The 22,655-nt window shown below is 64.0% G+C and carries 24 protein-coding genes; 17 read left to right on the forward strand and 7 right to left on the reverse strand.

Features of this window, described 5'->3' with window-relative positions; genetic code table 11:
• Positions 1 to 7 precede the first annotated feature (7 nt).
• Positions 8 to 1,435 carry an MFS transporter gene (locus tag JAB1_RS07930; RefSeq protein WP_070279395.1) on the forward strand — a complete coding sequence of 476 codons (1,428 nt, stop codon included), beginning with the start codon at positions 8 to 10 and terminating at the stop codon, positions 1,433 to 1,435.
• On the opposite strand, the gene JAB1_RS07935 is transcribed toward JAB1_RS07930, so the two are convergent.
• Positions 1,387 to 2,106 (reverse strand): SDR family oxidoreductase, encoded by a 720-nt coding sequence (locus JAB1_RS07935; RefSeq protein ID WP_070279396.1) that lies wholly within the window; start codon positions 2,104 to 2,106, stop codon positions 1,387 to 1,389. The genes JAB1_RS07930 and JAB1_RS07935 overlap by 49 nt on opposite strands.
• A gap of 93 nt (positions 2,107 to 2,199) precedes the next feature.
• A complete protein-coding gene (locus tag JAB1_RS07940; protein ID WP_070279397.1) occupies positions 2,200 to 3,060 on the reverse strand; it encodes a LysR substrate-binding domain-containing protein in 861 nt (286 codons plus the stop codon).
• A gap of 142 nt (positions 3,061 to 3,202) precedes the next feature.
• Here JAB1_RS07940 and JAB1_RS07945 point away from each other — a divergent pair, with 142 nt between their 5' ends.
• The 8 genes from JAB1_RS07945 (at position 3,203) to JAB1_RS07970 (ending at position 10,358) form a co-directional block, all read left to right on the forward strand.
• Complete coding sequence (locus JAB1_RS07945; protein WP_175445031.1) at positions 3,203 to 4,717, forward strand: MFS transporter; 1,515 nt, start codon at positions 3,203 to 3,205, stop codon at positions 4,715 to 4,717.
• A gap of 72 nt (positions 4,718 to 4,789) precedes the next feature.
• Positions 4,790 to 5,587 (forward strand): hypothetical protein, encoded by a 798-nt coding sequence (locus JAB1_RS07950; RefSeq protein ID WP_070279398.1) that lies wholly within the window; start codon positions 4,790 to 4,792, stop codon positions 5,585 to 5,587.
• 21 nt (positions 5,588 to 5,608) lie between these two features.
• On the forward strand, positions 5,609 to 6,658 hold the full coding sequence (locus JAB1_RS07955) for a hypothetical protein (RefSeq protein ID WP_139144476.1): 1,050 nt from the start codon (positions 5,609 to 5,611) through the stop codon (positions 6,656 to 6,658).
• A gap of 132 nt (positions 6,659 to 6,790) precedes the next feature.
• Positions 6,791 to 7,165, forward strand: a complete 375-nt coding sequence (locus JAB1_RS29850) for a hypothetical protein (RefSeq protein ID WP_175445032.1) — start codon at positions 6,791 to 6,793, stop codon at positions 7,163 to 7,165.
• A 111-nt stretch (positions 7,166 to 7,276) separates the two neighbouring features.
• The gene (locus JAB1_RS29490) at positions 7,277 to 7,606 is read left to right on the forward strand and encodes a hypothetical protein (protein WP_139144477.1); all 330 of its coding nucleotides are present in this window, start codon (positions 7,277 to 7,279) and stop codon (positions 7,604 to 7,606) included.
• Between the two features lie 134 nt (positions 7,607 to 7,740).
• On the forward strand, positions 7,741 to 8,271 hold the full coding sequence (locus tag JAB1_RS07960) for a DUF6882 domain-containing protein (RefSeq protein ID WP_217494271.1): 531 nt from the start codon (positions 7,741 to 7,743) through the stop codon (positions 8,269 to 8,271).
• A gap of 971 nt (positions 8,272 to 9,242) precedes the next feature.
• Entirely contained in the window at positions 9,243 to 9,701 is a 459-nt protein-coding gene (locus tag JAB1_RS07965) for a hypothetical protein (RefSeq protein WP_070279400.1), read from the forward strand.
• A 105-nt stretch (positions 9,702 to 9,806) separates the two neighbouring features.
• Positions 9,807 to 10,358, forward strand: coding sequence for a phospholipase D family protein (locus JAB1_RS07970; protein ID WP_083299609.1), 552 nt, complete (start codon positions 9,807 to 9,809; stop codon positions 10,356 to 10,358).
• Here the strand turns inward: JAB1_RS07970 and JAB1_RS07975 are convergent, their stop codons facing one another.
• Positions 10,359 to 11,219, reverse strand: coding sequence for a LysR substrate-binding domain-containing protein (locus JAB1_RS07975; protein WP_254672004.1), 861 nt, complete (start codon positions 11,217 to 11,219; stop codon positions 10,359 to 10,361).
• Between the two features lie 166 nt (positions 11,220 to 11,385).
• Between JAB1_RS07975 and JAB1_RS07980 the strand changes: the two genes are divergently transcribed.
• The 3 genes from JAB1_RS07980 to JAB1_RS29495 all read left to right on the forward strand — a co-directional run bounded on the left by JAB1_RS07980 (position 11,386) and on the right by JAB1_RS29495 (position 13,936).
• Complete coding sequence (locus JAB1_RS07980) at positions 11,386 to 12,543, forward strand: agmatine deiminase family protein (protein ID WP_083299610.1); 1,158 nt, start codon at positions 11,386 to 11,388, stop codon at positions 12,541 to 12,543.
• 11 nt (positions 12,544 to 12,554) lie between these two features.
• The gene (locus JAB1_RS07985; RefSeq protein WP_070279403.1) at positions 12,555 to 13,637 is read left to right on the forward strand and encodes an agmatine deiminase family protein; all 1,083 of its coding nucleotides are present in this window, start codon (positions 12,555 to 12,557) and stop codon (positions 13,635 to 13,637) included.
• Between the two features lie 95 nt (positions 13,638 to 13,732).
• The gene (locus tag JAB1_RS29495) at positions 13,733 to 13,936 is read left to right on the forward strand and encodes a hypothetical protein (protein ID WP_139144478.1); all 204 of its coding nucleotides are present in this window, start codon (positions 13,733 to 13,735) and stop codon (positions 13,934 to 13,936) included.
• A gap of 90 nt (positions 13,937 to 14,026) precedes the next feature.
• Here JAB1_RS29495 and JAB1_RS07990 read toward each other — a convergent pair whose 3' ends face one another.
• A complete protein-coding gene (locus tag JAB1_RS07990) occupies positions 14,027 to 15,088 on the reverse strand; it encodes a nitronate monooxygenase (protein WP_070279404.1) in 1,062 nt (353 codons plus the stop codon).
• Positions 15,089 to 15,185: 97 nt separating this feature from the next.
• On the opposite strand from JAB1_RS07990, the gene JAB1_RS07995 reads away from it, so the two are divergent.
• Both JAB1_RS07995 and JAB1_RS08000 read left to right on the forward strand, forming a co-directional pair.
• The gene (locus JAB1_RS07995; protein ID WP_070279405.1) at positions 15,186 to 16,058 is read left to right on the forward strand and encodes a LysR substrate-binding domain-containing protein; all 873 of its coding nucleotides are present in this window, start codon (positions 15,186 to 15,188) and stop codon (positions 16,056 to 16,058) included.
• A complete protein-coding gene (locus JAB1_RS08000; RefSeq protein WP_070279406.1) occupies positions 16,058 to 17,197 on the forward strand; it encodes a YbfB/YjiJ family MFS transporter in 1,140 nt (379 codons plus the stop codon). Before JAB1_RS07995 ends, JAB1_RS08000 begins: the two co-directional genes overlap by 1 nt.
• Positions 17,198 to 17,200: 3 nt before the next feature.
• On the opposite strand, the gene JAB1_RS08005 is transcribed toward JAB1_RS08000, so the two are convergent.
• The 3 genes from JAB1_RS08005 to JAB1_RS08015 are packed head-to-tail and all read right to left on the reverse strand — an operon-like array spanning position 17,201 to position 20,045.
• On the reverse strand, positions 17,201 to 18,235 hold the full coding sequence (locus JAB1_RS08005) for a serine hydrolase domain-containing protein (RefSeq protein ID WP_070279407.1): 1,035 nt from the start codon (positions 18,233 to 18,235) through the stop codon (positions 17,201 to 17,203).
• Positions 18,226 to 19,032: an alpha/beta hydrolase gene (locus JAB1_RS08010; RefSeq protein ID WP_070279408.1), complete on the reverse strand. Its 807-nt coding sequence runs from the start codon at positions 19,030 to 19,032 to the stop codon at positions 18,226 to 18,228. The genes JAB1_RS08005 and JAB1_RS08010 overlap by 10 nt, the downstream gene beginning before the upstream one ends.
• Positions 19,029 to 20,045 (reverse strand): M14 family zinc carboxypeptidase, encoded by a 1,017-nt coding sequence (locus JAB1_RS08015; RefSeq protein WP_070279409.1) that lies wholly within the window; start codon positions 20,043 to 20,045, stop codon positions 19,029 to 19,031. Before JAB1_RS08015 ends, JAB1_RS08010 begins: the two co-directional genes overlap by 4 nt.
• 209 nt (positions 20,046 to 20,254) lie before the next feature.
• Here JAB1_RS08015 and JAB1_RS08020 point away from each other — a divergent pair, with 209 nt between their 5' ends.
• The 3 genes from JAB1_RS08020 to JAB1_RS08030 are packed head-to-tail and all read left to right on the forward strand — an operon-like array spanning position 20,255 to position 22,550.
• Positions 20,255 to 20,995, forward strand: a complete 741-nt coding sequence (locus tag JAB1_RS08020) for a hypothetical protein (protein WP_139144480.1) — start codon at positions 20,255 to 20,257, stop codon at positions 20,993 to 20,995.
• Entirely contained in the window at positions 20,992 to 21,567 is a 576-nt protein-coding gene (locus JAB1_RS08025) for a sigma-70 family RNA polymerase sigma factor (protein ID WP_139144481.1), read from the forward strand. The genes JAB1_RS08020 and JAB1_RS08025 overlap by 4 nt, the downstream gene beginning before the upstream one ends.
• 8 nt (positions 21,568 to 21,575) lie before the next feature.
• Entirely contained in the window at positions 21,576 to 22,550 is a 975-nt protein-coding gene (locus tag JAB1_RS08030) for a FecR domain-containing protein (RefSeq protein ID WP_070279411.1), read from the forward strand.
• Positions 22,551 to 22,655 lie beyond the last annotated feature (105 nt).

Consider the following 22,655-nt stretch of genomic DNA (forward strand, 5'->3'; position numbering starts at 1 on the left):
TGGTGGCATGAAAAATGTTTCCGCTCCCGCTATCCCCGCCGCGCCGCACAAGGCGGCCATCCTTGCCATCATCCTCGTCAGCTATGTGATGATCGTGCTCGACACGTCCATCGTGCTGACGGGCTTGCCGAAAATTCACCAGGAACTGGGCTTTACGGATACGGGCCTGGCCTGGGTGCAAAGCGCCTACACCTTGACGTTTGGCGGCTTGCTGCTGCTGGCCGCGCGCGCCGGCGATGCGTATGGCCGGCGCCGCCTGTTGCAGCTGGGCCTGGCGCTGTTCACGCTGGCGTCGCTGGCCATCGGTCTGGCGCAGTCGCCGGCCATGATGATTGCCGCGCGCGCCATCCAGGGCGTGGGCGCGGCCATCCTGGCGCCGTCGACCCTGGCCTTGCTGCAAACCACGTTTGCGGAGGGACGCGAACGCACGCGGGCCATCGCCCTGTACAGCGCCGTGGCGGGGATCGCCGCCAGTGTGGGGCTGGTGCTGGGCGGCGTGCTGGCCGAATGGCTGTCGTGGCGGGTCGGTTTCTTCATCAATCTGCCGATTGGCGCCGCCATGCTGGTGGCCGCGCGCCGCTATATCGCCGAAAGTGAAACCACCCGGGGCCGCTTTGACGTGGCCGGCGCGGCCAGCTCCACCCTCGCCATGTTGGCCCTCGTGTACGGCTTGATCCGCTCGGCCGGCGCCGGCTGGGGCGATGCCTTGACGCAGGGTGCCTTGGCGGCGGGTGTGCTGCTGCTGGCCGCTTTCATCCTGATCGAACGGCGCGCCGCGCAAGCGATCCTGCCGCTGCGCCTGTTTGCCGATGCGCAGCGCAATGCGGCGTACGGAGCCAGGGTGCTGTTCCTGGGCGCCATGATCGGGTTTTTCTTTTTCACCACGCAATTCCTGCAAGTGGTGCTTGGTTATTCGCCATCATTGACTGGCCTGGCTTTTCTGCCCATGACCCTGGTCAACTTCGGCGTCGCCCTGTGCGTGCCGCGTTTGACGCGCCGCCTGGGCAATGCGCGCCTGCTGGCCATGGGACTGGGATTGACCCTGCTGGGCATGGCATGGCTGAGCCGCGTCGATGCGGGCACGGCTTACTGGCTGGGGGTGGCCTTGCCCATGGTGCTGATCGGCGCGGGGCAGGGCATGGCCTTGAGCCCCCTGACGGCGGCCGGCGTGGCTGGCGTGCCGGCGCGGGATGCGGGCGCCGCCTCGGGCATCGTCAACGTGGCGCACCAGCTGGGCAGTTCGCTGGGGCTGGCGGCGCTGGTGGCCGTGGCCGGCCTGGGCGCGGGCCAGCTGGCAGGCGTGCCCCTGCTGGCGCACCGCGTGACGGTGGCCCTGGGGAGCGCGGCCGCCATGCTGGCGCTGGCCTTGCTGCTGGTGCTGACTTGTCAGGCGCGGCCACCCAAGCTGCCGCCCCCATCCACCGCCAGCACCTGACCTGTCACGTAACTGGCTTGTTCCGATAGCAGGAAGCCGACGGCGGCGGCAATTTCATGGGGCTGTCCCAGCCGCCGCATCGGGATTGTTCCAAGAATCTGGCGTTCCATCTCGCTGCCGACGGGACGGGTCTTGCGGAACAGTTCCGTTTCCACGGGGCCTGGCGCGACCGCATTGACCGTCACGCCGTGTTCGGCCAATTCCAGGGCCCAGGTTCTCGTGCAGCCGACCAGGGCGCTTTTGGCGGCGGAATAGGCCGTGCGGTTCACACTGCCGTGGATGGCACGGCTGCAGATATTGACTATCCGGCCATACCGGCGCTGCTTCATCGCCTCCACGAATTGCTGCGTCACCTGGATGGCGGCGCGCACGTTCAGATCGAAGACGTTCTGCAACGTGGCAAAGTCGATTTGGCCCAGTGGCTGGGGCGAGGCAATGCCTGCATTGTTCACGATGCCATCGATATCAAACTGTTGTTCAAGCGTCTTGAGAACATCCGCCGTCTGCGCCAGATCGGACAGATCGCAGGCCACCAGCGTGCCCGGAAAGTCCATGTCTTCGATGTGCCGCGCGATGCCGACGACCCGATGGCCTTGCTGATGCAGCAAGGTGCTGATGGCATAACCGATGCCGCGGGTCGCGCCAGTGACTAGAAAAGTACGAGGTTGCATGGGGGAGGATTTCCTTAGGCCAGAAAATGCAGCTTGAAAGGGTACACTTTTTTGCCATTGCATGCTTCGCTGCTGGGCTTGTTGTCTGCGCTGTCATGCCGCCGCAGCGCCTGACCACTCGCGCAGCAATTGTCCGAAAGCGTCGGCCGCCGCCGTGCTGCCGGCGGCGCGCCACAGCAGCTGGAACTGGGCGGCGGGCAGGGCGGGCAAGCCATGCTGGCCATCGATGACCACCATGCCCGCTTCCAGGTCGCCCTGTGGCAAGGCCGTGATGGCCAGCCCGGCCAGCACGGCGGCGCGCAAGCCCTGCTGGCTGGGCGAGGTGAACGCCACGCGCCAGTCGAGTCCGGCGCCATCGAGGGCGTCGACGCCCACTTGCCGGTGCATACAGGGCGCCGGTGAAAACGCCAGCGGCAGGGGCAGCGCGCCGTCATGCCGGAAGTCATGCGCCGCGGCCCAGACGAAGCGCGTGCGGCGCAGCACGGCCGCCTCATCTTGCCCGTCCGCCAGGACCATGACGACGGCCAGGTCCAGCGCATCGGCCGCGACCAGTTTTTGCAAGTCAAGATAGGTACCCACCGTGACATCCAGGCGCACGGACGGAAACAGGTGCGCGAACTGCGCCAGCAGGGCCGGCAGGCGCGCGCCCATGAAATTTTCCGGCACGCCAAAGCGCACGGCGCCCGCAATCGAGGAGCGCTGGAAGCGCCGCGACAGCGCATCCTGGGCCGCCAGGATCTGCCGCGCGTGGCGCAGAAAATCTGCACCATCTTCCGTCAGGCTCAGGCTGCGCGTCGTGCGCACCAGCAGCGCGGCGCCCGCTTGCTCTTCCAGGCGGCGGATCTGGTGGCTGATGGCGGACTGGCTCAGGTGCAGCCGTTCGGCGGCACGCGTAAAGCCGCCCGTTTCCTGGACGGCCACAAAGGCGCGCAGCAGGGCGGTGTCGAAGTCCATGGGGTTCCTGTGATTCATGATGAAAATGAATGAATTGTACAAAATTTTATCATTTCCCTCATGAGACGAGGCTTTCTAGAATGGCGGCTCGCAGTGCGCCGCCTTTACGCGCCCCTCCATGACTACCGATAACAAGGTTTCGATGTTACTGACTCATTCGCAACAAAATGCACTGACCCTGGCCACCGTCTGCCTGGCCTCGCTCATGTTCGGCCTGGAAATTTCCAGCGTGCCCGTCATCCTGCCCACGCTGGAAACCTTGCTGCATGGCGACTTCAAGGACTTGCAGTGGATCATGAACGCCTACACCCTGGCCTGCACCACCGTGCTGATGGCAACAGGTACCCTGGCTGACCGCTATGGCCGCAAGCGATTGCTGCTCGCCAGCCTGGCCCTGTTCGGCGTCAGCTCCCTCGCATGCGGCTGGTCCGGCAGCACGGGCGTGCTGATCGCCGCGCGCGCGCTGCAGGGCATGGCTGGCGGTGCCATGCTGATTTGCCAGGTGGCCGTGCTGTCGCAGCAGTTCCCGGCCGGCGCGGCGCGGGGCAGGGCGTTTGGCGCCTGGGGCATCGTGTTTGGCCTGGGCCTGGGCTTCGGCCCCATCATCGGCGCGGCCATCGTCGCGCTGTCAAACTGGCAATGGGTATTTCTCGTGCACGGCCCGCTTACCGTCGTTGCGCTGCTGCTGGCGGGCCTGGGCGTGAGCGAGTCGCGCGACCCGCAGCGGCGCAAGCTGGACGTGGCGGGCATCGCTACCCTGTCGCTGGCCGTGTTCAGTCTGGCGTGGTGCATCACGCAGGGGCCGGCGCTGGGTTTCAGCGATCCCCGTACGGTGGCCAGCCTGGCCGTGGCGCTAACCGGTTTTGCCGCGTTTGCCGTCATCGAACGGCGCCAGGCCGAACCGATGATCGACTTTTCCGTGTTCCGCATCCGCCGCTTCTCGGGTGCGCTGCTCGGTTCGGCGGGCATGAACTGCAGTTTCTGGCCCCTCATGATTTATCTGCCCCTGTACGTGCAGCACGGCCTCGGCTATAGCAGCCTGGGGACGGGCCTGACCTTGCTGGCCTACACCTTGCCCACCTTGCTCGTGCCGCCGCTGGCCGAGCGGCTGACGCTGCGCTACCGGGCCGATGCGGTGATCCCTGCTGGCCTGCTGGCCATCGGCACGGGCTTGCTGCTGATGTGCTGGGGCAGCCATGCAGACGCCGCCAGCTGGCTGACGATCCTGCCCGGCTGCCTGCTGGCTGGCACGGGCCTGGGCTTGACCAATACGCCCGTCACCAACACGACGACGGGTGCCGTGCCGGGCGAACGGGCCGGCATGGCGTCCAGCATCGACATCAGCGTGCGCATGGTCAGCCTGTCCATCAATATCGCGCTGATGGGCTTTATCCTCGTCGAAGCCATCCAGTCCGCCTTGCGGCAGCACTTGCCCGGGGGACTGGACGTGGCCACCTTGCGCGCCATGGCGGAGAATTTTTCGGCAGGCAAGGGCGCCGCCGCGCTGCCGGATGGCGTGGCGAAGCTTGCGCTGGCACAAGGTTTTGGCGCCGTGATGCTGTACGGCGGCGTGGCTGCCTGCCTGTTCGCCGTGGCCAGCTGGCTGGTGTTTGGCGCTGGACGGTCGCGGCAGGCTGCCGGCATGCCGGCGCGCTGAGATACAGGGGCAGGGGAGGCTATAATCTGGGCACGTTGACAAGTGTTGCTCAACGTCATTACGAGGCCGCCCATGCATAAACTGATTTCTGAACTCACCCGCCTGTATCTGTTCGATGAACAGCAGCAATACGTCGATGCGGACGGCGGCGCGCAGCCGCTGACGCCGGCCGTGCTGGCGCGCCATCTGTCGGGCGAGCAGACGGTAGCGGTGCAACTCGTGACCGGGAGTGGCCTGGCGCGCGCGCTGGTGCTGGAGTTTGGCGGCAAGGGCGGCGGTGAGTCGCACTGGAGCGCGCTGTGCACGATCGCCAACGCCGTGCAGCACGAGCTGGACTTGCCGGCGCCCGCCGTCAGCATCTCGGGTACGGCGTTCCAGTTATGGCTGTCACTGGCCACGCCCGTGCCCGCCGCCCAGGCGCGCCAGTTCGTGCAGCTGCTGCGTTCAACTTTTTTGCCTGCCTCGACCGACATTCTCGCCGTGGCGCCGCCCGCTTACGTGGAGCAGGTGGCGCTGCCGCCAAGCCTGCAGCCGTCCGGCAAGTGGGCCGCCTTCATCCACTCCAGCATGGGCGCCGCCTTCGTCGACGAACCGGGCCTGGACATGCCGCCGCCGCCAGCCGCCCAGCTGGGCTTCCTGGAAAGCTTGCGCAGCATCAACCCGGGACAATTCGCGCAGGCGCTGGCGCAGTTGCAGGGACATGCGGGCCTTTCGGAGTCTTCGCCAGCGCCTGTTCCCGTGGCCGCATCGCCTGTTACATCTTCCGCCACCGCGCCAGGCTTGCTGTTGCAGGACGCCACCCTGGAAGACATCGTGCGCTGGCTGCATGCGCGCAACATCGAACCGACGTTCCGGCACCGGCTGCCGTAGCCACGGCATGGCTGGCTTGAGGTGAACAAGCAATATATATCGACATTCAGAACAATTGAAATTTCGGATGAAAGGCAGCATTCAATGGATTTCCATGTAGTCGCAAATTCCTATAATTGCTACGGCGGTCACACAACGTTGTCTCCGATCGGGGATTTTCTTCTCGCGGGCAGCGGCAATTTTGGCGGCGCGATTCAGGAAATTGCAGTCACGCTTCACTTCAGGGACTCTGGTCCGGCAAAGAAGACGCTGGAATCTCTGTTGGAGACGCACAACAATTTCCGCGCAACGCTGCCCAAGGTCACTTATCGAAGAGCAAAGGGCAAGGTCGAGATTGCCATCGCCAGCGAATTGATGGAAGGCCGGGACTGGACGCATTCTTCAACATTATCTTTGCCACTTTTTAAAGCAGGTGTGGATGAAGTCATCCATGCATTAGGGCTATTGAGCAAACGATTGAAGCGCACTGATGATTTTAGCCTGGAGAAATTTCTGGACCACTGTGAAGCTGCGAGGAAACGCGTCCCGGATTCCGAGGAAGCCCTTCAACTCCTGGCATCAGGGCTGAAGGCAGCGGCACAAGCCAAGCGCGATGGCATGTCAGCCTGGGAGCAGTTGGGAATCGACTGGGAAGACTTTCATCCCAAGGCACGCGAGATGCTGGATGATCCATTTTTTTGGAACTGCACGGATGATTTCTCGCCGAACGGCAATGATACTGGAGCCGATCTTCTGGAGAGCTATCGCGAGTGGCACAAGACGCACAAGGATGTTACGCCAATTCGATTCCTCGAGAAACTGGCAAAGCAGTGGGGATACGCCGACATACACGCCATGGACGATGATGTGCGCTGCGAAGCGTCGATTGCTCTCGCATTTGCGGAGATAAAGTTAAGAGCGGCATGCAACCAACAGGCGCGACAACTGGCATTGGACGCTATCGGGCAGCAAAGAGCCCAGGCGCTGGCCGCCGGGGACTGGTCTCATCGCGAAGAAAAGCTACATGCTTTGAATCAGATCGAAGCAAAGTTGAAGCAAATGGATCACACCATGGTGCATTTGACGGACTGAGGCGCAGCGATTACTTTGACGTTGAATGTGATTTCGAGCGGCACAATGGGGCGGAAGCTGCCAACGACAGCGGTCGGCCAGAAGCGGTCATCCGAGATTCATGTTGATTTCTAATGAAAAGTATAAATACCTATGCCACTTTATTATGCGCACTTTGTAATCGTAGAGGAGGGCGTCTGGTGGAATCACAGCGCACCGAATGAAGTGGTTCGGAAGGAGGCACGGCATCGTGTTGCAACACATCTCTTCCTGGCTTTAGACGCACAGCATGCATACGTACGCGCTGTAGAGATGAGCGGCGGTTTCCACGATGCGCACAATGACGGTCCGGGGGACAGGACAAACCTCATGTGCCTTGGAATTCATGACCTAGATGAAGTCTATTTGGGAAGCGGAGCATTAACCGAAGAGTTAGCAGGTCCCTATGGAGTTGATGTCGGTATGGTGGACTTTGATGTCGGCGTGCCGAAAATAGTACCGCGCGAGTTACTATCCCTGTTTCGTTAAGTTACGCCCTAATTCGGGTGGCTGAATGACACAAATGTAGGCATATGCAGGCTGATAGCAGCAACCGGCCAAAAGCGGACTATCGATTGACACTACCCTAGATGAACCACCATGAAAATTCAGCGTTCAGTGTTCTACCGATACCAACACGTTACCGGCCCGGCATGTGTACTTGTTTCGCTGAAGTTTGGAATGATGCCTCCGGATGGTCCGCATATCCTACGGGTGCTTTCAGAAAAAACAGTCGATCCGGTTCCTAAGTTCGATGTGAAAAACCATGTCGAGGAGATCTTGGCAGGTGTGGAACGTGCAAACAGCGAGCTCAATGGCAACCTGCAAGTCGAGGCTATTGAAGTAGTCCCCCACGATTACCCAAGTAAGCTTCAGGCTAACCACGTTGCCTACAAGATCGCCTGTGCGGTTCTCAACAACGAGGTCTGAATGTCTGCATTGGGGCGGAAGCCACCAACGACAGCAGCGGGCCAAAAACGGACATTCTCCTTAGCAAAAATATTTTGTCGCTACCTGGAACTTGATGGTAGCGTTTTTCCCCTTTTACCTAAAGCGATGCACTAATGTTTCAGAAAATACTTGCCGCTTTCGGCATGTCTGCACTAAAGACACCTGCAGTAGCAACGGATCGCACAGCGATGGAATTCATTGAGGCCGCGAAACACGGCTTGATGCAGCAGACTTCAGCTCATGCAACTACCTGGCACCTAGGGGAGGAGGACCGTTGGTCTGCTGATCTGGATGACGGTACGATCACATTGCATTTTAAAAACGGTATGGTCGCGAGCGCGTCGATTCAGGTCGTTGGCACCTATAACAGGTCGGATGGGACGTTCCTTTGGGGATGGGATCATCCGTCGGTTCCCGAAAATTTACGTCACCACGCACAACTCGTGCAGGCGTGGGGCGATGAAAATAAAATAACGGCCTTTACTACACGGACAGTACAGTGCTCCGAAGACGACGCCTGGGCCTTTGCGGCAGTAGCGAACCGCTTAGGGAACGCCAATGGCGTATATCGTGGCCCAGATGACACCGCATTGGTCTTTATGACTTTCGGAGAAATCCAGCTTAAAACTTCTGATCCCTGTTAATTCATGAACTGGCTGTAGCCGGCCACAAGCGGACGTAGTGAGAATGAGGACAGATGGTTATGCTTCCAGCTATACAGATCTTCACAGCCATCATCAGTGCAGCGTGCGCCGTTATGATCGCCTTGTATGCAACGTGGTTGTTGATGCATCGGCTGAGGCAACGAGAGTCCAAACGCCTCGCGTTTAGAAATTGGCTTCGTCATCTCTTCGAGGCTGTTATGGGCCTCTAAGATTTATAGTGCTTGCAGCGGGGTGAATGGCCGCACGCGGAACCTGGTAACGGCGGCAACCGGCCGGAAGCGGGCATTCATTTACACGAGGATTTATGATTTATCTTGCAATTAGCGCCAATGGATTTCGTGAAATTTGCAAAGTTGCAAGCGACATTGGGGCAGTCGTATGGTGTGGTTGTGACGCGGTGACGGATGCTGATTTCGCTGAGCAGACAGATATCAATATATCTCGCTTCACGTATCCACTTGAAGGTGTAACCGAGGCAGTACTTCAGCGCGCGATTGACACCATAAGAGAGCATCATCCTGGAAAGTCGATTTGGGTAGAATCGAGTAGTTAGGTTCACATCAGCCGCTACCGGCCAAGAGCGGCCACTTGAAATTTTTGGAAAAAAGCGATGCATTTTAGTACCTTATTAATACACGACGCTACGCTTTCAGCCATCTACGTCAGCTGGGAGGCCGCCCGATGCGATATACGTTTACTGCCAGTTGGCTTGCCGCCTCATATGCTTGTATTTGAAGGATTTACAAGCATTGAACTTCCAAGACGCGAGAGTTGGGGACCGTCCTCATCTGTCAATAGTTCTGCGGAGTTAAAGACTGGGCAATTTGAAATAGAGCTGCAATCTGGCGATACGCTTAGGATTAAAGCTGCCCATTGGTCATTTCGGCCGGAAGTCGGCTGACGGCAAGCGGCCAGAAGCGGTCTTTCAACGTTCGAGGATTAAGAGCCACATGAAGAACATCATCCTTGAAAAAACTAGTCAAGTTCGCTGGTACACGAACATGCGCGACGTGTTCGAGGCCGCCAACATTGCGCCGCAAGACTATGACTGGTACGTCAGCGACATCGAAACTAACTGGAAGCCACCGGGGTTTGAGCTGGATGATCAATGGTTCACCGGCGACGAACTCGCAGGCTTTCTGCTTGCCAACGAGATTCAGTTTATCTGGGCGGTGTTTAGTGCGGTACCGAAGGGGCTTCGTCCGATAACTGCTCCGGCGCCATGCGTTGAGGACAACCCGCGATATTGGGACGGCACGGAACCGGGGCCGCAGCTAGAAGGCGCTTTGTTCGAAATTGCTTGCTGGGATAGTAGTGGAACGATTCTGATTAATCTGCCAGCGCGGGCCATCGATTCGTTCGTTACCCGATATCCAGACGCCAAGCCATTGCCCGCCGCCCGTTCCTAATGGATGCTGGAAGGTCCGCTTTGGGGCGAAAGCCGACGGTCGCCCAAGCTCCGAGTCTGCCTGCAGGCTGTGTCAACATTGTATTGAAACAGGGAAACGCCTGCGATGAAGAATCTCGTACTTTCCGTTGCGCTGTGTCTGGCTAACGGCGTTTCGCCAGCGGCGCTTGCCGCCGATGCCGCGCCCGTGGTCACCATCGAGAATGCGTTTTCTCCCGATGGCGGGGCGGAGGCGCTGGTGCTCAAGGTCATCGATAGTGCGGCATTGAGCATCCGGCTGGCGGCCTATTCGTTCAGCTCGCCCCATGTGGTCGAGGCCTTGCTGCGGGCGCGGCAGCGGGGCGTGGATGTCAGGGTGCTGGCCGATACGCGGCGCAACGCGCGCAAGAATAGCCGGGCCGCGCTGGACCGGCTTGTCGGCGCAGGCATTCCCACGCGCCTGATTTCCCGCTATGCCTTGCATCACGACAAGTACATCGTGGCCGATGGCGTGACCGTGCAGAATGGCAGCTTCAATTACACGGCCGATGCCGCCACCGCCAACAGCGAAAATGTGATCGTCGTGTGGCACAGTGCGCGCCTGGCGCAGTCGTACCTGGCGCACTGGGAAAACCGCTGGGCCAGCGGCATCGACTATGCGCGCGTGCCGCGGCCCTGATCATTGCCCCTGCGCCGCACCTTGCGCGCGCAGCCAGTCGAATACTTGCCCGACGATGGGCGAACGCGGGTGTTCCGCCACGCCCGACAGCCACCAGGTGGCGCCGGGCACGCGCGGATAATCGGGCAGGACGTGCAACTGGCCACGCGCCAGGCTGGCATCGGCCAGCAAGCGGGGCAGGCAGGCGATGCCGCGTCCATCCAGGGTGGCGTCGAGCAGCAGGCGCGCATCGTCATAGATGGCCCGCTTGCGAAAGCGCGCCAGCGGCCCCAGGAACAGGGGCGCCGTGGCGTCGCCCGTCAGGCTTTCTTCCAGGCAAACCAGATCCGCGTGCAGGTGATGCGCATCCTGCGGCACGCCGGCCAGCCGCGCAGCCAGCTCGCTGTTGGCGACCAGCAGCCATTCATCGCGCAGCAAGGGGATTTCCTGCAAGTCCGCTTGCAGGAGGGGGCGGTCGCTGATGGCGATATCGACGTCGATCTCATCGACGAAGCGGGCGCTTTCATCCACCGACAGCAGCAGACACAATTCGGGCAGCTGCGCTTCCAGCGCGCGCAGCCGGGGCTGCAGCCAGCCGTGCAGCACGGGCGCCGGACACACCAGCACGACCAATCCCGGATCGAGATAGGTGGCGATGCGCCCCAGGCCGCTGCGCAGTACGGTCATCGAGCGCTGCACGCTGCGCAGCAGCACTTCGCCCGCCACCGTCAGCTCCACGCCCCGTCCCGCGCGGCGGAACAGCGGCTGCTTGACCTGTTCTTCCAGCAATTGCACCTGGTGGCTGATGGCCGACTGCGTCACGTGCAGCTCGTCGGCCGCGCGCGAGAAATTGCCGTGGCGGGCCGCTGCCTCAAAGCCCATTAACAACTTCAGCGAAGGAATGCGATGCTCTGGCATATGAGAAAACATAATGAATTAAGGCAAATCATATCATTTGTTTTCATATCTTGATCCCGCCACAATGCCGTGCATGCCAACGCGCCGGCAAACGGTGCGCGGCACTCTGACTAACTAATCAAGGATGGATATGAATACACGTCGATATTTCTTGCGTCATTGCATGGTGGGTGGCAGCGCGCTGGCCATGGGCGGCATGCTGGCCGCGTGTGGCGGCGGTGCTTCGGAAGCTGGCCCCGTTACGCCCACGCCGCCCAGCATTAGCGGCGGTGGCGTCAATCAGGCCGACGGCTGGCGCATGCCCGACGAGGCCGAAGCGCACAAGGCGACATGGATGGCGTATGGCGCATCCAGCGCTGTGTGGACCCGCGCCCAAGTGCCGCAGGTGCAGCTGGCGCTGGTGCGCATCGCCAATGCCATCGCCGCGCATGAACCCGTCAACATGCTGGTGCGCCCGGACGAGCTGGCCAGCGCGCGGCCCTTGTTCGATGCGCGCGTGAACCTGATTCCCGCCGAGATGGATGATGTGTGGATGCGCGACACGGGGCCCGTCTTCGTGCGCAAGCCGAACGGCGAGCGGGCCGGCGTGAAGTTCAACTTCAATGGCTGGGGCAACAAGCAGCAGTCCGGCAAGGATGGGCAGGTGGCCGACGTGGTGGTGGCCCAGGCCCGGGTGCCGCTGCTGGCCACGCGCCTGGTGCTGGAAGGGGGCGCGTTGGAAGTCGATGGCAAGGGCACGGCCATCATCACGGAAAGTTGCGTGCTGAACAGCAACCGCAACCCGGGCTGGAGCAAGGCCGATTGCGAAGCGGAATTGCTGCGCCTGCTGGGCATCCGCAAGGTGATCTGGCTGCCTGGCATCAAGAACCAGGACATCACGGATGCCCACACGGACTTTTACGCGCGCTTCGTGCGCCCCGGCGTGGTGGTCGCGCACCGCGAGATGGACCCGGAATCGTACGATTACGCGCTGACCCGGCGCCACTTGGAGATCTTGCGCGGTGCCACCGATGCGGACGGCCAGCCGCTGCAGATCGTCGTCATCGACGGCCCCGAAAAAATTCGGCCTGGAAACAACCCGAACACCTTCGCCGCCGGCTACATCAATTACTATGCCACCAGCAACGCCATTTTCCTGCCGGAATTCGGCGATGCGCAGGCGGACGCCAGCGCCAGGGCGCAGTATGCGCAACTGTATCCGGGGCGCGCCGTGATCCAGATCAATATCGATCCCATCGCGGCCGGTGGCGGTGGCATCCATTGCACCACGCAACAGGAAATTGCATAAAGGAGATCAGCATGCAACGACGACTTTTTCTCTCTGGCGCCCTGGGCTTGGCGGCCGGCGCCGCAGCCGGTTTTCCGGCCCTGGCGGCGGGCGCGGGCTGGCGCATGCCCGACGAAGGCGAGCGCCACGCCGCCACCTGGATGGCCTTCGGCGCGAATGACGAGGTATGGGGCAAGCGCCTGAAGGCGGGCGCGCAGGCGGACCTGGCGCGCATCGCGCAGGCGATTGCCAGCGTCGAACCCGTGCACATGCTGGTCAACGAGGAAGATTACGACGTGGCGGCTCGCCTGTGCGGCAACAAGGTCAAGCTGCTGGTGCAGCCCATCGACGACTTGTGGATGCGCGACACGGGCCCCGTCTTCGTCAGGAAGGCGGGCGGGGCGCTGGCCGGCGTGAATTTCAATTTCAATGGCTGGGGTGAAAAGCAGGACTATGACGACGATGCGCTGGTGGCCCCTTTCGTGGCCGGACGCGCCGGCGTTGCCGTGCTGGAAAGCAGCCTGGTGCTGGAAGGGGGCGGCATCGAAGTCGATGGGCAGGGCACGGCCATCATCACGGAAAGCTGCGTGCTGAATGCCAACCGCAATCCCGGCGTCGGCAAGGCAAAGTGCGAGCTGGAATTGCGCCGGCTGCTGGGCATCGAGAAAGTCATCTGGCTGCCCGGCATCGCCGGCCAGGACATCACCGATGGCCACACGGACTTTTATGCCCGCTTCTGCACTCCCGGCGTCGTCGCGGCCGGCTTCGACAGCGACCCATCCTCGCCCGAGCACGCCGTTACCCGGCGCCACCTCGACATCCTGCGCAAGGCCACGGATGCGCGCGGCCGTGCGCTGCAGGTGGTGGCCTTGCCCGGACCTGGTTCAGTTCGTCCTCGCTATGAAAACAAGGATTTCGCCGCCGGCTACATCAATTTTTATGTCTGCAACGGCGCCGTGCTATGCCCGGAATTCGGCGATGCGACAGCCGACCGCAACACCAAAGCCATCCTGCGCGAACAATTCCCCGGGCGCGACATCGTGCAGCTGAACATCGACGCCATCGCGGCCGGTGGCGGCGGCATCCACTGCACCACGCAGCAGCAGCCGGCGTAGGCGCGGACAGCTGAGGGAAATTCGCTGCTTTCCTGACGCGCGCCTCGTGTAAGATTGGCCAGCCGCGCGCATGCGCTCACAAGAATGGGAAGAAAATGAATAGCTGGTCTCCTCGCACCGTCCGCGGACTGCTTTTTTTGGGTATCGGCATGTGTGCCTTTAAATTGCAGCCGGTGATGACCGCAGCCCTGGCCAGCTCATTGTTCTGGTCCGGCTTGTCGCAAGCGGGATTGAGCTTGGTCGGCATGGTCTGCCTGGCTGCTGGCGTTTATTTGCTGGCGACGCGGTATAAAAAATAGGACACGGGGCAGTCATCCGTCCACTGCCAGCCGTGCGAGGCAAGCCCACAGGCTGTCCTTGTAGTACGTCACCTCAACGCCATCCTGGAATCAGCGGGCCATTTCCCGCGCCAGTGTGGTCACCAGCTGCGCCGCCCCCATTTCCCGCGCCAGCGGCGCGCCCTGGCCAGCCCACTGGGCGGCAAATTCACTGTTGCCGTGCTGGCTGGCTGCCGCGTTCAATTGCTTGGCGGCATCGTAGGCGACGGGATAGTCGGCCGGCGGCGGGCTGCCCGGCGCTTCGCCATGTTCGATCAGGCGGTTCACCATGCCCCGCGCCAGGCGTCCCGAGAGGGCCGCCGTCAAACGCGTGGCCGCCGCCCGCTCGCTCTTGAGGTTGGCGCGGTAGCTGGCGTTGGCCGAGGATTCCGGGCACAGCACGAACGCCGTGCCCAGCTGGGCGGCAGCCGCGCCCAGGTCCAGCGCGGCACGGATGCCTTGTCCATCCATGATGCCGCCGGCGGCGATCAGGGGCAGGGCGGTGCGGCCCGCCAGCAGGCGCAGCAGCACGGTGGTGCTGTGGCGCTCGTCCGGCGCCTGCGGGTCGAAGACGCCGCGATGTCCGCCCGCTTCCACGCCTTGCGCCACGATGGCGTCGATGCCCGCCTGTTCGATGAGCAGCGCTTCGCGCAGATTGGTGGCCGTGGCCAGCGTGTAGATGCCGGCCTGGCGCAGGGCGGCAATCTGCTGCTGCGTCGGCAAGCCGAAGTGGAAGCTGACGGCAGCAGGGCGCAGTTCCAGCAACAGGGCAAACGCCGCCTCATTGCCGATAAACGTTTGATATATCTCGTCGAGTTGCACTGGCACGGCCGCGCCCAGCTCCGCAAACAGGGGCGCCAGGTGGGCCAGCCAGGCCGCTTCGCGCCGCGCATCCCTGACGGCTGGCGCATGGCAGAACACATTGATATTGAAGGGCTTGTCCGTCAGCGCGCGCGTGTCCACGATCATCTGGCGCGCCTGCGCCACCGTGCCGGCGCCGATGGCCAGGGATCCCAGGCCACCCGCGTTCGAGACGGCGGCGGCCATGCGAGGCGTGGAGACGCCCGCCATCGGCGCCTGGATGATGGGGCATTGCAGGCCGAGGCGGTCGAGGAAGGGCTGGGACGCGGTCATGGTATTTCCTTCACGAAGTTGAGGACGCTTGAGGATGCTGTGCATTATTCGTATTTGAAGAATATAATAGCATAATCATTTTTAAAAAGAGAATACGATGGAGTCGGAATCATTGCGGATTTTTTGCTCGGTCGCCGGTGAACTGAGCGTCACCCAGGCCGCCGCCCGGCTGGGCCGCGCGCCGTCCAGCGTCACCACGCGCATCCAGCAACTGGAAGCCGATATCGGCACCGAACTGTTCGTGCGCACAAATAAACGCATGGCCCTGACGGCGGCGGGCGGGCGTTTTCTCGAGTATGCGCAGCGTTTGCTTGCGCTGGAGGAAGAAGCCCGGCACGTCGTCACGGGCGGGCGCGAGGGGGGCACCTTGCGCATCGGCAGCATGGAAAGCACGGCGGCCAGCCGCTTGCCGGCGCTGCTGGCCGCCTATCACGCCCGCTATCCGGGGACGCGCCTGGAGTTGAGCACGGGGCCGTCGCGCCCCCTGATCGAGCAGGTGCGCACGGGCTTGCTCGACTGCGCCTTCGTGGCCTTGCCGCCGTCGTTCGGCGGCGCCGCCGCCCTGGCGGAGCTGGGCCTGGCATCGAGGGCCGTGTGGCACGAGGAGCTGTGCCTGCTGCTGCCGGCCAGCGAAGCGTCCGTGCGGCATGCCGCAGACGTGCGCACGCGCTCGCTGGCGGCCTTCCCGCAGGGCTGCACCTACCGCGGCATCGCGGAAGAGTTGCTGGGCGTGGCCGGCAGCACGCAGTGGCGGGTGCAGGAGCTGAGTTCGTATCACATCATGATCGCCTGCGTGGCGGCCGGCGCCTGCGTGACCTTGCTGCCGGCCAGCGTGCTGGCGCTGTCCGACGCGCCTGCCACCTTGACAACGCTGCCCGCAGGGCAAATTGACACTGTGCTGGTGTGGCGCGCGGGCTTCGACGTGCCCGCGTTCCAGCACTTGCTGGCGCAAGTCGCCAAGGCGGCGTGATGAGTGCGCCGGCCAGGCTGCGCGCGGCCCTCGCCGCAGCCGTCATCCTCGCCATCGGCATGGGCTTTGGCCGCTTCGCCTTCACGGCCATCTACCCGCATATGGTCAAGGAAGGCGTCTTGAGCTTGCGCGACGGCAGCCTGGCCGCCTCGGCCAACTATGCGGGCTATCTGCTGGGCGCCATCCTGGCCATGCGCGCGCGGGCCCACAGCGCACACCGGCTGAGCCTATGGTCGGTGGCCGGCACGGCCCTGTGCCTGGGCGTGCTGGCCTTGACTATGCCCGTCTGGCTCTTCGTGACGGTGCGGGGCGTGGCGGGCGTGTTCAGCGCCCTGGCCATGGTGGCCGCCTCGCTGTGGCTGCTGGAACAACGACGGCAGGCGCGCGGCGCGCCGCTACTGTACGCTGGCGTGGGCGCCGGCATCGCCGTCTCGGCCGAGTTGCTGGTGCTGGCTTCGCAGCTGGGCTGGCACAGCGCGGGCATGTGGTTGCTGCTGGCCGGCGTCACCGTGCTGGCGGGGCTGGCGGCCGCGCCCGTCATTGCCGCCGGCGGCCAGGCAACGCCGGATGCGCCGGCGCAACCGGCCGCATCGGTCTTGGCGCCCGTGGCGCCCTGGCCGCTGGTGCTGATCTACGGACTGGCGGGACTCGGCTACATCGTCACGGCCACGTATCTTCCCGTGCTGGTCAAGACGGCCTTGCCCGGGCTGAATTCCGCCCATGTGTGGGCCGTGTTCGGCCTGGGCGCGGCGCCATCGTGTTTCCTGTGGTACCGGCTGCATGAGCGCCTGGGCACGCGCCAGGCGCTGCGGCTGAACTTGCTGCTGCAGGCGCTGGGCGTGGCCTTGCCCGTGCTGGCCCCATCGGCCACCGGTTATTTGCTCAGCGCCATCCTCGTCGGCGGCACGTTTGTCGGTACGGTGACCATCGCCATGCCGGCCGCGCAGCGGGCGGCAGTCAAGGCGGGCAAGTTTGGTTCGAACATGATGGCCATCATGACGGTGGTGTATGGCATCGGACAGATCATCGGCCCCGTGCTGGCCGGCAGCCTGTATGCCCAGTCGCACAGTTTCAACAGCGCATTATTGGCGGCGGCCGGCGCGTTGCTGCTGGCCATCGTGGTGAGCCTGCGCCTGTAAACCTCAGAGGCCGAATGCGCAACGCATGAAGTCGCGCCGCAGTTCGTTGACCCGGGCGGAATCGCGCGTGTAGTACAGCTTGTTTGTCAGCAGCACCGCATAGCGGCCGCGCCGGGGGCTGAGCCACATGGCCGTGCCGGTGAAACCCTGGTGACACCAGACGTCGTCTTGCGGCCCGCTGCCTGCCGCAGGGTGCCAGAACAGGCCGCGTGACGGCTGCAGCGCACCCGTCTGCAGCGTCAGCGAATCACGCACCCAGCCGGCATCGAGTACAGCGCCATGCAGGCCCGGCGCCAGCATGGCCCGCAGGAAGCGTTGCAAGTCGGGCACATTGGAAAACAGCCCGGAGATGCCGCATACGCCGCCCAGCAGACGGGCCGAAAAATCATGCACTACGCCGCAAAGGTGGGCGCCCGCCTGCTCGCAATACTCGGTGGGCGCGACCAGCTGGCCGTGCCGTGCCGTCACAGGGCCGAATCCCGTGGCGGCCATGCCCAGCGGCCGCAGCACATGCTCGGCCAGGGCCTGGTCCAGGGGCATGCCCAGCAGCCGCTCGATGACAAAGCCGAGGATCAGGGCGGCGCGGTCCGTGTATTCGACAGCCTGGCCCGGCGTGCCTTCCAGCGGTTCGCGCAGCACGCCGCGCACGATATCGTCGTACACCTCGCCATAGCTGGCGCGCAGGCGGGCGCGCAGCGGCAATCCGGCCGTATGGGTAAGCAGCTGGAAAATCGTGATGGGCGCCAGTGCATGCCCCTGCGTGCCGGGCAACACGTCGGCCAACTGGCTGTCCAGGCGCAGGCGTTTCTGGCCCACCAGCCTGCCGATCAGCGACCAGACGCTGATGATCTTGGTCAGCGAAGCGATGTCGAACAGGGTGCCGATCTGCATCGCGGCGCTGGCGGGCTCGGGCGTGAGCCGCCCGGCCGCGCCCGCCTCGCCGTGGTGGACGGTGCCCATGGCCCAGGCCGCACCTGGAAAAATCTGTTCGTGCACGCCGGCTTGCACCAGTTCTGCCAGCTGTTCCGTTATCTGCATGATGATTGCGCTGTGTGTGTGCTGTCATGGCTTGTCGTTTCCACGCCCAGCCAACGCGCCACCGACTGCGCCACCCATGCCCCCTCGTCGAGCGGCAAATCGTGGCCCGCGTCGCGGTGGATCAGGCAATCGGCCTGCCAGGCGCGCGCCAGGCGCTGCGAGCAGCGGTGGTCGACCAATAGGTCTTGCGCGCCGGCCATCACCAGCACGGGCATGGGCGGGTGGATGAGGGGCGCGCGGTAGCGGGCGGCCGACAGCAGCTGGCGCAAGGCGTTGCGGCGGCTGACGGGGTATTCCTGCTGGAAACGGAGCCAGTCGGCCAGCAGCGCAGGGTTGCCGCCAGCATGCCGGCGGCTGGTCAGGCGCAATATCAGCGCTTCCTGGCTACTTTGGTTGCCCAGCAGCAGCTGGCGCAGCAGGGCGCCGTAGTTTTGCCAGCGCAGGCGCCGGTAAAACGGGCTATATGGCCGCATGCTGGTGTTGATGAGCACGCAGCGGGCGATTTCCTGCGGGTAGCGGTGAGCCCATTCCACGGCCACCATGCCGCCCAGCGACAGGGCCAGCAGGTGGTAGGGCGTAGGGATGCCCCGCGCCAGCAACTCCCGGCGGCAGTCTTCCACCATGGCGGCCACGCGGGTGGCGCTGTCGTGCGCGTGGCGCGTGCCATTGCCGGGCAAGTCGGGCGTGACGATACTGGCGCCGGGCAGGGCGCGCGCGAGGGTGGCGGGAAAGCTTCCCCAGTGGCGCTGTTCGCGCATCAGGCCGCGCAGCAGGACCCAGGTGGACGATCCGCTCATGATTCATACCATTGCGCCAGCGCGCGCCGGCGCTGGGCCTTGCGCAGCAAGCCTTCCGGCATCCAGCGGCCGTGGCTGCTGGCGGCGCGCATGAGGAAATCGAACCACACCAGGTGCCGGCGCAGCACGCGCTGCAGGCGGTGCGCGGCCGTGGGGTTGAAGATGCTGACCCGGTTGAACAGCTGGCGCGGGTTTTTCTTGACCCACAGCCACGAACCCATTTCCAGGGTCAGCGGCAGGAACACGCGCCCGCTGTAGCTGGTGCCGTTCAGGTACAGATAGTCCCACAGGTCGCCATGCGTGCGGTATTGCCGGCTTTGCGGCTCGAACACATAGTTGTGGTTCGGGTAGCTCTGGCTGAACAGCTCTTCCAGCGCGCTGATCTCGGCCAGGTGGGCTATCGGCACCTTGGTATGCGCATGGGGAAACCAGATGCGGTCGCGCAAGCCGAAGCCGGAATGGCAATCGAGGGCGATGCTGAACTGGCGCGACAGCAGTTCGCGCTCGACCAGGTCGCACACGGCCTGGCTTTCCTGCTCCATCGGGCCATCCGCCGCGCCCCGGTACCAGGGCAGGCGGGCACTGTAGCGCTGTCCGCCGAGCATGAACGGCACTTTTTCGCGCGCACTCAGCGGCGCATTGCGCATCAGGTCCACGCCCTGCGGATTGCAGCGCGTGGCTTGCCACATGCCGCCCGGATTAACCAGCGGCATGAACACGAGGCGCATGCTTTCCAGCTGCTGGTGCAGGGTGGCATCCCAGCGCAGGCGCGCGACCAGGCTTTCCAGGAAAGACAGGATGACTTGCGTGCCGATGCGTTCGAGGCCGTGAATGCCGCCGAAAAAGCCCAGCACGGGCACGTCGGGACTCGGATTGCCTAGCGCAATTGAGTACACGGGAAACTCGCGTCCATCCATGGCGATGCTGCAGGGCGCGGCCACTTCCAGGTGGCTGCCGCCCTCGTCGATGAGGCGCTTCAGCATGACCAGCTCGGGCAGATTCTTTTCGATCATCAGGCGTCTGAAAGGGAAAGTGACAGCCAGTGTAGCCGAAATCACTGCCGCGCCAGACGTCCCGCATGGCGAAATTTGCGCACGCTGGCCATGTCACGAAGCCGTCATTTTTTGTGTGTAGGCTATTGCAGTTGATACAAGAATTATCACTTGGCAATACCTCGTTTCCGCATATTTTCACCCTCACACGATAGCGACACGATAGCGATATGACAGGCAGCCCGGCATCCGTTCATGTGCTAGCGCTGGCCGGATACCTGGTACTGCTGGGTTTCCTGGCCGCGGTGGGACCCGTACGGGCGCAGCCGGCCGATGGCCCCGTGCTGCAGTTCGATATCGCCGCGCAAAACCTCGGCGACGCGCTGGACCTGTACAGCCGCCGCACGGGCATCGCCGTGCTGATGGACCAGCGCTACGCGCAGCGCCAGTCAGCCGCCGTGCGCGGCGCCCATGCGGCCGGCGCGGCCCTGCAATCCTTGCTGGAGGGTACTGGCCTGCAATCGCGCCTGTCCGATGCGCAAGCCGTCATCGTGTATGCCCCGGCGGGGACGGCCGCTGTGTCAGTGGACTTGCCGCAGGCCGCCGTCGTGGCCGCCGCCGACATACCGGGTGCCACGCAGGGCGGCGGCGACCATGCGGCCTATGTGAGCCGCTTGCAGCACGTACTGCTGGGGCTGCTGTGCCGCGCGGCGCAGACGCGTCCCGGCGGCTACCGCCTGGCGCTGCAGCTGTATCTGAACCGTGCCGGCGTGGTGGACCGCGTGCACCTGCTCGACAGCACCGGCTTGCGCGCGCGCGACACGGCCATCGCTCGCGTGGTGCTGGGCATGCGCGTGGGCGCGGCGCCGCTGCCGTCGATGCCGCAGCCCGTTTCCATCCTGCTGCTGCCGCAAGGGCCGGGCAGCGAAGTCGATTGCGCCTCCAGCATGCTGGGTAGCAACGCGCCATGAGCATGCCCGACCTGCGCACCAGGCTGAAACGCCATCTCAGTTCGCGCTATGCCGTGCTGCGCTGGCGCCTCGAACGGGTGGTCGGCTGCAAGCACCATGCGGCCGATGCGCTGCAGGAAACCTGGCTGCGCCTCGAAGCGATGGTGGCGCCTGGCCCCGCTGCCGCGCCCGTCCACAATCCCGACGCCTATCTGCTGCGCATGGCGGCCAATATCGCCACCGACGCGTATCGCCGCGACCGCATCATCGTCACCGAGCGCGAACGCGAAGAGCTGATGCACATGGCCGACGAGGCCGGCGACGACATCAGCGACCCGGCGCGCATCGTCTCGGCGCGGCTCGACGTGCAGGCGCTCGACGCGGCCCTGGCAGGCCTGTCGCCGCGCCGCCGCGCCATCCTGACGGCGGCGCGCATCGACGGCATGCTCAACGCGGAAATCGCCCAGCGCTTCGGCATTTCCGTGGCGATGGTGAAGAAAGAATTGCAGGCCGCCATGCAACACTGTAAAACGTGCATGGCCGATGCCGATGCCGCCCAGCGCAGCGATGTGTCGGGCCGCCGTAAATATTGATGAATCCCATGACTGCTCCTGACCGCGATCCACGCGACGTTTTTGAACCTGCCGACACGGCCATCGGCCAGCAAGCCGCTGCCTGGTGGGCGCGGCTGCGTGCCGACGATTTTACGCAGGCCGACGCCGACGCCTTGCGCGCCTGGTGCGCGCGCAGCCCTGCGCATGCGCGCGCCTGGCGCGAACTGCAACAGCTGTGGCAGGCGCTCGATCCCGCCCTGACCCGCGCCGCCGCTGCGCCACAGCGGGAGAATGTGCTGGCGTTCCCGGTGCGCCCCGGGCGGCGGGCTTTTCTGGGCGGCGCGCTGGCGGCCGGCGTGGCCGTGCTGGCCTTGCGTCCACCGCTGGGCGCCTGGCCTTCGCTGCAGGAATGGAGCGCCGACTACCGCACGGGCACGGGCGAGCAGCGGCAAGTGGCCCTGTCGCAGCAGATGACGGTGCAGATGAATACGCAGACGCGCATCAATGTGCGGGCGCCGGAAGCGATCGAGCTGCTGGGCGGCGAGGCGGAAATCCTCGCCAGCGGCGCGCGCCAGCCCGTGACGGTGGTGGCGGGCGCGGGGCGCTTGCTGGCGCAGTCGGCCCGCTTCAATGTGCGCCACACGGACGATGCCGTTTGCGTCACCTGCCTGGCGGGCGCCGTGGACGTCGTCTGGCAACAGCGCCGCCAGACTCTCGATGCGGGGCAGCAACTGGTCTACGACGACCGGGGCGTGCAGGCGGCCACGGCCGCACCAAAGGGCGAAGCGAACGCGTGGCGCACGGGCGCGCTGTCGTTCGTCGGCCAGCCGCTGGCCGTCGTCGTCGATGAAATCAACCGCTACCGTCCGGGCCGTGTCGTGCTGCGTAATGCCGAGCTGGGCCGCCGCCTCGTGCGCATGCGTTTTTCCATCGGGCAAACCGATGGCGCGCTGGCGATGATACGCGACCTGTACGGCGCGCAAATGACCAGTCTGCCAGGCGGCATCGTGCTGCTCAGCTGATTTCAGCTGATCCCGGTTTTCCCAGCGGCAGGGGATTGAAAATATTTTTCAAAAAACATTATCCCTTCCGCCGCCCAGCTACGTCATGGAGGCATGGACGCTTGC

The organism is Janthinobacterium sp. MP5059B (assembly GCF_001758645.1).
In the GTDB taxonomy this organism is placed as follows: domain Bacteria; phylum Pseudomonadota; class Gammaproteobacteria; order Burkholderiales; family Burkholderiaceae_D; genus Janthinobacterium; species Janthinobacterium lividum.